This window comes from Polaromonas sp. P3_C2 (genome assembly GCF_056402675.1).
This window is the reverse complement of record NZ_JBFUGX010000168.1, coordinates 1-7,270: the sequence shown is the minus strand read 5'-3', so window position 1 is coordinate 7,270 and position 7,270 is coordinate 1. Positions and strand designations below refer to the sequence as shown.

At 62.2% G+C, this 7,270-nt stretch carries 6 protein-coding genes; all 6 read right to left on the bottom strand.

Translation table 11 applies throughout. From position 1 onward, the window contains the following. Window positions 1-598 (bottom strand): SDR family oxidoreductase (locus AC1DWI_RS09255; protein WP_477724720.1); only part of this gene is annotated, 598 nt, incomplete at its 3' end. A 193-nt stretch (window positions 599-791) separates the two neighbouring features. Beyond that, the gene (locus AC1DWI_RS09250; RefSeq protein ID WP_477669524.1) at window positions 792-1,022 is read right to left on the bottom strand and encodes a hypothetical protein; all 231 of its coding nucleotides are present in this window, start codon (window positions 1,020-1,022) and stop codon (window positions 792-794) included. Then, complete coding sequence (locus AC1DWI_RS09245; protein ID WP_477669523.1) at window positions 1,022-2,884, bottom strand: acyl-CoA dehydrogenase; 1,863 nt, start codon at window positions 2,882-2,884, stop codon at window positions 1,022-1,024. The genes AC1DWI_RS09250 and AC1DWI_RS09245 overlap by 1 nt, the downstream gene beginning before the upstream one ends. Before the next feature lie 87 nt (window positions 2,885-2,971). Beyond that, a complete protein-coding gene (locus AC1DWI_RS09240) occupies window positions 2,972-4,147 on the bottom strand; it encodes an acetyl-CoA C-acyltransferase (protein WP_477724719.1) in 1,176 nt (391 codons plus the stop codon). A gap of 46 nt (window positions 4,148-4,193) precedes the next feature. Next, window positions 4,194-6,302, bottom strand: coding sequence for a 3-hydroxyacyl-CoA dehydrogenase NAD-binding domain-containing protein (locus tag AC1DWI_RS09235; protein WP_477669521.1), 2,109 nt, complete (start codon window positions 6,300-6,302; stop codon window positions 4,194-4,196). 206 nt (window positions 6,303-6,508) lie between these two features. Next, the gene (locus tag AC1DWI_RS09230) at window positions 6,509-7,204 is read right to left on the bottom strand and encodes an ABC transporter ATP-binding protein (protein ID WP_477669520.1); all 696 of its coding nucleotides are present in this window, start codon (window positions 7,202-7,204) and stop codon (window positions 6,509-6,511) included. Between the last annotated feature and the right edge of the window lie 66 nt (window positions 7,205-7,270).

The following is a 7,270-nucleotide window of genomic DNA, read 5'->3' as shown; positions in this document are numbered from 1 at the left end:
GGAAAAAGCCCGGGCAAATCGCATTGACGGTGATGTTGTACTTGCCCCATTCGCAGCCCAGTGCGCGCGTGAAGTTGATGACGGCACCCTTGGAGGTGTTGTAAGCCACGGTGGTCATCTCGCGCGGATTGCCGCCCAGGCCGGCGATGGAGGCTACGTTGATGATGCGGCCGGACTTGCGGGCGATCATGCTGTGTTTGGCGATGTGCTGGCTCAGGATGAAATAGCCGCGGATATTGAGGTTCATGACCTTGTCCCAGGCCTCAACCGGGTGATCTTCAGCAGGTGCGCCCCAGGCGGCGCCGGCGTTGTTGACCAGGATGTCGACATGGCCCAGGCGCTTGATGGCCTCGTCGGCCAGCGCCCGGATGTCTTCTTCTTTGGAGCAGTCGGCGGCGATCCAGTCGACGTCGATGCCGGCGGCTTTGAGCTCTGCAGCGGACTCGACCAGGTCTTCGGCCTTGCGCGAACTCAAAATGACTTTGGCGCCGGCTTCGCCCAGCGCCTGGGCCAGTTGCAGTCCCAGGCCGCGTGAGCCGCCGGTCACGAGTGCGGTTTTGCCTTTGAGGTCGAACAGCTGCTGGATGGTACGGGTCATGAAAGTTGTCTCCTGTTGGGTGTCATCGGGCTTGCCGGGTGCCGCATCGGGACTCCGGCAAGGATGGGGTTGCAAATAATGTGTCGGGTTCAGCCGTGGTTGCGATCTCGATATCGGGATGCGGCGGTCTGCCATATTGGCACAACATCAGGCCTCCTGCAGGTTGCGCTGTCGTGGTGGCGACTTCCGGCCGCTACGAACTGACGTTGATGCGGGAGCGCACGTAAACCAGCGCCGCGCCAACCACCGCCACAATACCGCCCAGCACCACCATGGACCAGCCGATGGCATCGTCCAGGCGCTGAACCGACAGACCCAATACCAACGTCAGCAGCCCGCCGTAGATCAGGACCCAGATCAGGGTCTGCAAGCGAGCCACGGCCTTGTTGGAAACAGGGTCAGCGGACGGTTTGAAAAAAGCCATTAAAACGCCTCCTCGGGCAAATCGGCACAGGTCAGGTCGCGGGTTTCAACGACCTTGAGCCAGGCACCGATCTTCGGTAATTCGTAATGATAAAAATAGCGTGTAGCGCCCATCCGCCCTGCGTGAGCAGCTATCGAATTGGTAGCGGATTGCTGCAATGCCAGGCTGGCCAGCGCCACGTCCAGCCAGATCCACGCCAATACGGTGTGGCCGAAGGCCTGCATGTAGGGTACCGCATTGGCCAGCGCCTCGCCAGGCTCGCCCGCGGCCCACGCCGCCTTGGTGGCGCTGCCCACATGCTGCAATGCCTTGGCCAGTGCGTTGGCATGGGCTGCGAGTTCAGGCACCTGAATCGCCTTTTCAACCGTGGCGTTGATACGCGCTGCCAGCAATTGCAGGCCCCTGCCCCCTTCCATCAGCACCTTGCGGCCCAGCAAATCCATGGCCTGGATGCCATGCGTGCCTTCATGGATCATGTTCAGGCGGTTGTCGCGCCAATACTGCTCGACCGGGAAGTCGCGCGTGTAGCCGTAGCCGCCGTGTACCTGGATGGCCAGCGAATTGGCCTCCAGGCACCATTCGCTGGGCCAGCTCTTGGCAATCGGTGTCAGCACCTCGAGCAGCAGGCGCGCGTCGTCGGCGGCCTGCGCGTCGGCCGTGTGGTGTTCATCAACCAGGCGGGCGCAATACAGCTCCAGCGCCAGCGCGCCTTCGCAGTACGCTTTTTGCGCCAGCAGCATGCGCTTGACGTCGGCGTGCTCGATGATGCGGATCTGCGGCTGGGAGGCGTCTTTGCCCACGGCACCGGCGCCGTTCTTAGATCCTCCGCCGACGGGCCGGCCCTGGGGCCGGTTTTTGGCGTAATCGAGGCTGGCGTAGTAGCCCGCCATGCCCAGCATGGTGGCGGCCGTGCCCACGCCTATACGCGCCTCGTTCATCATGTGGAACATGCAGCGCAGGCCCTCATGCGGCTTGCCTACCAGGTAGCCGACCGCGCCGGCCTGGCCGTCCACCGGGTATTTGCCCTCGCCGAAGTTGAGCAGGGTGTTGGTGGTGCCGCGCCAGCCCAGCTTGTGGTTCAGGCCCGCCAGCGCCACGTCGTTGCGCACGCCGGTGAGTTCGCCTTGGGTATTGACCATTTTCTTGGGCACGATGAAGAGCGAAATGCCGCGTGTGCCGGCGATCAGCTTGCCGTCCGGCCCCGGTATCTTGGCCAGCACCAGGTGGATGATGTTGTCGGTCAGCTCGTGCTCGCCGGCCGAGATCCACATCTTGTTGCCCTTGAGGCGATAGCGTGGGCCCAGCGGGTCGGCCTCAAAGCCGTCGCCATCCGGGACGGCGCGCGTCGTCACGTCGCTGAGCGAGGAACCGGCCTGCGGTTCGGACAAACACATGGTGCCCGAGAAGCGGCCCGAGAACTCATTTTTTGCAAAGACTTCCTTCTGCATGTCGGTGCCGTGCACCATCAGCAGGTTGGCGTTACCAGTGGTCAGCAGGCCCGAGCCGATGCTGACCGAGGCCATGGCGAAGAAGGCATTGGCCGCCGCTTCCACCGTATAGGGCAGCTGCATGCCGCCGACTTCATAGTCCTGCGCGGCGCTGAGCATGCCCGAGGCCGCGTAGGCCTTTTGCGCGTCGTGCGTGGCCTGCGGCAGGATGACTTTTTCGCCGTCGAAGTGCGGCTCCTGCGTATCCACTATGCGGTTGAACGGTGCATACTTTTCACGCGCGATGCGTTCGCAGGTGTCGAACACCGCGTCGAAGGTTTCGCGTGAATGGTCGACGAAACGCTCGCGCTGATTGAGCGACTCGGCACCGAGCCATTGGTAGAGCAGAAAATCGAGGGTCGGCCTGAGGCTCATGACGACCTCCCCGAAACGGCGGGCGTCAAGGCAGGAAACGCCTGCCCTTTCTGAAGGAGCAGGGTTTCATTCATTATGATGCCCGGTTCAGAGGACTTCGTAAATGCCGGCTGCGCCCATGCCGCCGCCAATGCACATGGTCACGCAGACGCGCTTGGCGCCGCGGCGCTTGCCTTCGATCAGCGCGTGGCCCGTCAGGCGCTGGCCGGTCACGCCGTAAGGGTGGCCGACGGCAATCRCACCGCCGTTGACGTTGAGTTTGTCCATGGGAATGCCCAGCTTGTCGGCGCAGTACAGCACCTGTACGGCGAAGGCTTCGTTCAATTCCCACAGATCAATGTCGCTGATCTTCAGGCCCAGCTTGGCCAGTACCTTTGGAATGGCGAAGACCGGGCCAATGCCCATTTCATCGGGTTCGCAACCGGCGACGGCAAAGCCGAGGAAGCGGCCCAGGGGTTTAAGGCCCTTTTTCTCCGCCAGGGTTTCGTTCATGACAACCACGGCGCCGCCGCCGTCGGAGAACTGGCTGGCATTGCCGGCCGCGATCACGCCGCCAGGGATGGCCGGCTTGATGCCGCTGATGCCTTCCTTGGTCGTGCCTTCGCGGATACCTTCGTCCTTGCTGACGGTGACCTCTTTGGTGGTCAGGCCCATGATCTTGTCGGCCACGCCGGCTGTCACGGTGATGGGGGCGATCTCAGCTTCAAAGAGGCCCGCAGCCAGCGCGGCCGTGGCCTTTTGCTGGCTCAGCGCGCCGTATTCGTCCATGCGGTCGCGCGAGATGTTGTAGCGTTTGGCGACCTGCTCAGCGGTCTGGAGCATGTTCCAGTAGATCTCGGGCTTGTTCTTGGCGAGCCAGGTTTCCTGCAGCATGTGGGTGTTCATTTCCTGCTGCACGCAGGAAATGCTTTCGACGCCGCCGGCCACGTAGATGTCGGCTTCACCGGCGATCACGCGCTGGGCCGCCAGGGCGATGGTCTGCAGGCCGGACGAGCAGAAACGGTTGACCGTCATGCCCGATACCGTCACCGGGCAGCCGGCGCGCAGCGCAATCTGGCGTGCGATGTTGGCGCCGGTGGCACCTTCGGGCGTAGCGCAGCCGATGATCACGTCATCGACCTCTGCGGCCTCGATGCCGGCGCGCTTGAGCGCGTGCTCAACGGCGTGTCCGCCCAGGGTGGCGCCGTGCGTCATGTTGAAGGAGCCCTTCCAGCTTTTGGCCAGGGGGGTGCGTGCGGTGGAAACGATTACTGCTGAAGTCATGGAATTCTCCGGATTCTGGGACGTTGATCTGTGCGGTCTGCTGGACTTAGGTAGACAGGTTGAAGGTCTTGCCTTCGGCTGCAAGCTTGGCCAGCAGGGGTGCGGGCTTCCAGAATTTGGCGTCGTCCAGCGGGTTCTGCGCGAAGCGGTTCATGCTTTGCACCACATTGAAGAGGCCGACCTGGTCGGCGTACAGCATGGGGCCACCGCGGTAGACCGGGAAGCCATAGCCCATGATGTAGACCATGTCGATGTCGCTGGCCTTGGAGGCGATGCCTTCTTCCAGGATGTGCGCGGCTTCATTTACCAGCGAATACACCAGGCGCTGCACGATTTCCTCGTCGGAAATCTTGCGTGGCGTGATGCCCAGGCTCTTGCGGTGGTCTTCAATCATCTTGACGACTTCAGCGTTCGGGATCGCGTCGCGCTTGCCGGGTACATAGTCGTACCAGCCGGCGCCGGTCTTCTGGCCGAAGCGGCCTTTCTCGCACAGCAGGTCGGCCGTTTTGCTGTATTTCATGTCCGGCTTTTCGGTGTAGCGGCGCTTGCGGATCGCCCAGCCGATGTCGTTGCCGGCCAGGTCGCCCATGCGGAACGGGCCCATGGCAAAGCCGAATTTCTCGATGGCCTTGTCGACCTGCTCGGGGGTGCAGCCTTCGTCGAGCAGGAAACCGCCCTGGCGGCCGTATTGCTCGATCATGCGGTTGCCGATAAAGCCGTCGCAGACGCCCGACACCACGGCCGTCTTTTTAATCTTTTTACCCACGGCCATCACGGTGGCCAGCACGTCCTTGCCGGTCTTGGCGCCGCGCACGACTTCCAGCAGCTTCATCACATTGGCCGGGCTGAAGAAATGCAGGCCGACCACGTCTTGCGGACGCTTGGTGAAGTCGGCGATTTTGTTGACGTCCAACGTCGAAGTGTTGGACGCCAGGATGGCGCCCGGCTTCATCACGCGGTCCAGTTCCTTGAAGACCTTCTCCTTGACGCCCATTTCTTCAAACACGGCCTCGATCACGAGGTCGGCGTCTTTGAGGTCGTCGTAGCTCAACGTGGTGCTGAGCAGGCCCATGTGCTGGTCATATTTATCCTGCTTAAGCTTGCCCTTCTTGACCTGGGCCTCGTAGTTCTTGCTGATGATGCCGAGGCCTTTGTCCAGGGCCTCCTGCTTCATCTCGAGAATCTTGACCGGGATGCCGGCGTTCAGGAAGTTCATGGCGATACCGCCGCCCATGGTGCCGGCGCCGATCACGGCCACCGAATTGATCTCGCGCTTGGGCGTGTCTTCCGGCACGTCGGGGATCTTGGAGGCCGCACGCTCAGCCATGAAGATATGGCGCAGCGCGCGGCTTTCGGGTGTCCACATCAGGTTGATGAAGCACTCGCGCTCAAAAGTCATGCCGTCTTCGAATTTCTTCTTGGTCGCTGCTTCGACCGCGTCCACGCACTTGAGCGGCGCGGGGAAGTTCTTGGCCATGCCCTTGACCATGTTGCGGGCGAACTGGAAATAAGCGTCGCCATTGGGGTGCTTGGCGCGCAGGTCACGCACCAGCGGAAGCGGCCGGGTGTCGGAAATCGATTGGGCAAAGGCCAGGGCTTCCTGGGCCAGCGATTCGGGCGAGGCAGCAAGCTTGTCGAACAGTTTCTGGCCGGGGATTTGCGCGAGCAGTTCGCTCTTGACGGGTTCGCCGCTCACGATCATGTTCAGGGCCGGTTCCACGCCGAGCACGCGCGGCAGGCGCTGCGTGCCGCCGGCGCCAGGCAACAGGCCGAGCTTGACTTCAGGCAAGGCCACGTTGGTGCCAGGCGCGGCGATGCGGTAGTGGCAGCCCAGGGCCAATTCCAGGCCGCCGCCCATGCAGACGGAATGGATCGCGGCGACGATAGGCTTGCCGGAATTCTCGACCGCGCGGATCACGCTCAGCAGATTGGGTTCGATCAGCGCCTTGGGCGTGCCGAACTCTTTGATGTCGGCGCCACCCGAAAAGGCTTTGCCTGCGCCGGTGATCACGATGGACTTGATGGCGGCATCGGCATTGGCCTTCTGGATGTTGTCGGTCAGGCTCAGGCGCGTGGCGTGGCCCAGGCCGTTGACGGGTGGGTTGCTCAGTGTGATGAGCGCGACGGGGCCGTGAACTTCGTAAAGGGTGGTCATTGCGTTGCTTCTTTCCTTGATGGAGTTTCAGTTTTTGGTTGTCTCGGCTGGCGCTGCGGCCCGGCACGCGCTGGTCGGGCGCACAAAAAAGTACGACCGTTCTTTTTCCATTGTAGGGGGCGTTTGTGACGGCACAAGTCCCCGGATGGACTGTTCAGTCTATTTTTGTCCCTGCGGTGACAGCCGGGGACGATCCACACCGTTTTTTACACCTCGAGCCACTCTTTGCGGATGTAGGCATCAGCCCGCAGGCTGTCGGGGGTGCCGTCAAACACGATGCTGCCGTGGCCCATGACCAGCGCGCGATCGGAAATCGCCATGGCAATCGTCAGTTTCTGTTCGATCAGCAGCACCGAGATGCCCTTGGCCTTCAGCGTTTGCAAATACTGCCCCACCAGCTCAACAATTTTGGGCGCAAGGCCTTCAGTGGGCTCGTCGATGATGATGAGGTCGGGATCGCCCATCAGCGTGCGGCACAGCGTGAGCATCTGCTGCTCGCCGCCCGAGAGCACGCCGGCCTCGGTGTGCTGGCGTTCGCGCAAGCGCGGGAACATCTGGTACATGTCCTCAAACGACCAGCGCGAACCCTTGCCCGAGCCCTTTTGGCCCAACAAAAGGTTCTGGTGCACCGTGAGCTTGGGGAAGATGTCGCGGTTTTCCGGCACATAGCCTATGCCCAGGTGGGCAATCTGGTAGGCCTTCTTGCCGGCGATTTCCTGCTTCTTCCAGAGGATGGAGCCCTGGCAGTCAACCAGGCCCATGATGGCCTTGGCCGTGGTGGAGCGGCCCGAACCGTTGCGACCCAGCAAGGCGACGATCTGGCCGGGCTGCACGTCGAAATGGACACCGTGCAGTACGTGGCTTTTGCCGTAGAAGGCGTGGAGGTTCTGGATATGGAGCATCAGTGACCTCCTCCGTGAGCTTGTGCGTCTGCTACTGAAGAGCCCAAATACGCCTCTTGCACGCGC